The sequence below is a fragment of the Brevundimonas diminuta ATCC 11568 genome, from assembly GCF_000204035.1.
In the GTDB taxonomy this organism is placed as follows: domain Bacteria; phylum Pseudomonadota; class Alphaproteobacteria; order Caulobacterales; family Caulobacteraceae; genus Brevundimonas; species Brevundimonas diminuta.
Window position 1 is genome coordinate 36,704 of the sequence record NZ_GL883084.1, and the last position, 2,263, is coordinate 38,966.

Annotated in this window: 3 protein-coding genes; all 3 read right to left on the minus strand. The window is 67.9% G+C overall.

Annotation, left to right across the window (positions count from 1 at the left end; all coding sequences use genetic code 11):
• Positions 1-244: DUF1275 family protein (locus BDIM_RS00215; RefSeq protein ID WP_040344431.1), on the minus strand; the 244-nt coding region annotated here is incomplete at its 3' end.
• Between the two features lie 7 nt (positions 245-251).
• The gene (locus tag BDIM_RS00220; RefSeq protein WP_003163543.1) at positions 252-869 is read right to left on the minus strand and encodes a glutathione S-transferase family protein; all 618 of its coding nucleotides are present in this window, start codon (positions 867-869) and stop codon (positions 252-254) included.
• Positions 870-903: 34 nt separating this feature from the next.
• Positions 904-2,175 (minus strand): NupC/NupG family nucleoside CNT transporter, encoded by a 1,272-nt coding sequence (locus BDIM_RS00225; protein ID WP_003163544.1) that lies wholly within the window; start codon positions 2,173-2,175, stop codon positions 904-906.
• Positions 2,176-2,263 lie beyond the last annotated feature (88 nt).

The window sequence follows — 2,263 nt, forward strand, 5'->3', positions numbered from 1 at the left end:
CCTCGCCGCCCGCGACCAAGGCCCCGAGCATGGCGCCCAGCACGAACAGCAGCAGAACGCCCGCCACCGCTCCCGCCGCCAGCCACCGCCCCTCGGCCAGGTTGACGGCCAGGCGGGTGGTGTTGCCGCTCATGAAGGAGACGAACACCCCGCCCAGATGCAGAAAGCCCAGGCTGTCGACATAGCCCGCCAGCCCCGCCAGCATCAGAGCCAGCCCGCGATCCGGCGCCGTCAGAGTCCGCAAGGCAGGCTCACATCCCCGCCGCCGCCGCCGGACGGGCGCGGCACGTCTCCAGCCAGCGGGCCAGATGGGTCAGCTCCTCGGGCGGGCGGTATTTGACCAGGCGGGCGAAATCCAGACCCACGGCCCCGACGATGTCGGCGATGGTGAAGCGGTCGGCGGCGATGAACTCATGCTCCGCCAGGTGGCGATCCAGCGTCTTCATGAAGCGTTCGGCGCCCAGGCGGTTGTACTCGGCGACCTGGGGCTGGGGCGCCTCCAGCGCGGCCAGGGCCGGGTGGGTGAAGCGCACGTTCAGCATCATCGGATTGGCCAGGTACATCTCGCACCGGCGCATCCACATCTCGATGATCGCCTGCTCCTTCGGATCGCGGCCGAACAGGTTCGGCTCGGGGTGCAGGGCCTCCAGATAGCGGCAGATGGCGATGGATTCCGTCAGGCAGGTTCCGTCGTCCAGCTCCAGCGCAGGAACGTGCGGCACGCCGAACTTGGCGCGATAGGCCGGTGTGCGGTGCTCGCCCGCCAGAAGCTCGATCTCGACCCGCTCGACATCGGTCACGCCCTTCTCGGCCATGACCCAGCGGACGCGGCGCGGATTGGGCGCGCGGCGGCTTTCATAGAGCTTCATCAGAGGGTTCCCTTCGGCTGCCCTCGGAACGCTACTAGGCGAAGACGGCGGCGGGCAAGGCCCCGACGATGCAGGCCGTCATCAGCGTGGCCAGGAAGCCCGCCAGCAGCGCCTTCCACACCATGCCCAGCACCTCCTCGCGCCGCTCGGGCATCAGCACCGACAGGCCGGTGACGGTGATGCCGACCGAGCCGATGTTGGCGAAGCCGCACAGGGCGTAGGTCATCAGCATCCGCGTGCGCTCGCTCATCTCGGCGACGGGCACCTTGCCCAGCTCGATGAAGGCGACGAATTCGGTCAGGGTCAGCTTGACCCCCAGCAGCCAGCCCGCCTTCTGGGCGTCGGCCCATTCCACACCGGTCAGCCAGGCCACCGGGGCGAAGAGCACGCCCAGGATGCGCTCGATCGTCAGCGGCTCTCCGGCGATGACGAAGCCGCCCAGGATGACGTTGGCCAGGGCCACCAGGGCCACGAAGACAATCAGCACGGCCGAGATGTTCAGCACCACCATCAGGCCGTCGGACGTGCCTTTCACGATGGCGTCGACGGCGCTGTCGTACTTCAGCGCCGAGTTGTAGTCGGCGACCGCCCCGCCCTCGCCCGGCTTTTCCGGAATGATGACGCGGGCCAGCAGGATGCCGGCGGGCGCCGAGACGATGGAGGCCACCAGGACGTGGCCCGCCGCATTGGTCAGCACCGGCGACAGAATGGTCGCATAGGCCACCATGGTCGAACCGGCGACCGTGGCCAGACCGACCACCATCATCAGGAAGACCTCGGACCGGCTCAGCTTGTCCAGATAGGCGCGGATGACGATCGGGCTTTCGATCATGCCCAGGAAGACGTTGGCCGCCACCGCCAGGGCCGAGGCGCCGCCCAGCCCCATCGTCCGCTGGAACAGGAAGCCGAAGCCGAGCGTGATCCACTTCAGGATCTTCCAGTGCCACAGCAGGGCCGACAGGGCCGAGATCACCAGGATCAGCGGCAGCACATTGAAGGCGAAGGTGAACAAGGCGCCCTCATTGGCCACAGCGTAGGGCTGATCCCCGCCCGCCAGATAGCCGAAGACGAAGCGCGTCCCCTCCGCAGTCGCCAGCTCCAGCCCCTTCACCGCATTGTTGATGCCGTCCAGCACCACCTGCGAGCCGGGAATGGCGAAGGTCGCCAGCACCAGCGCCGCCTGCACCAACACCGCCCCGATCGCCAGCCGCCACGGAAAGGCGCGGCGGTTCTCGGAGATCGCCCAGCAGACGGCGACGATGACGACCAGGCCGAACAGGCTCTGGAGGTTCAGGAGGCTGAACATGAAAGGCGGCTCCGCGACCGGCGCTATGGGAGCCGGCTTCTTCAGTGCGCATCAACGACAGCAGAACGCCGCTGGCAAGAGGACAATG

What these genes read in the sequence shown, in the direction of transcription:
- BDIM_RS00220 (WP_003163543.1), bottom strand. Translation starts at nt 869, where the DNA reads ATGAAGCTCTATGAAAGCCGCCGCGCGCCCAATCCGCGCCGCGTCCGC.
- BDIM_RS00225 (WP_003163544.1), bottom strand. Translation starts at nt 2,175, where the DNA reads ATGTTCAGCCTCCTGAACCTCCAGAGCCTGTTCGGCCTGGTCGTCATC.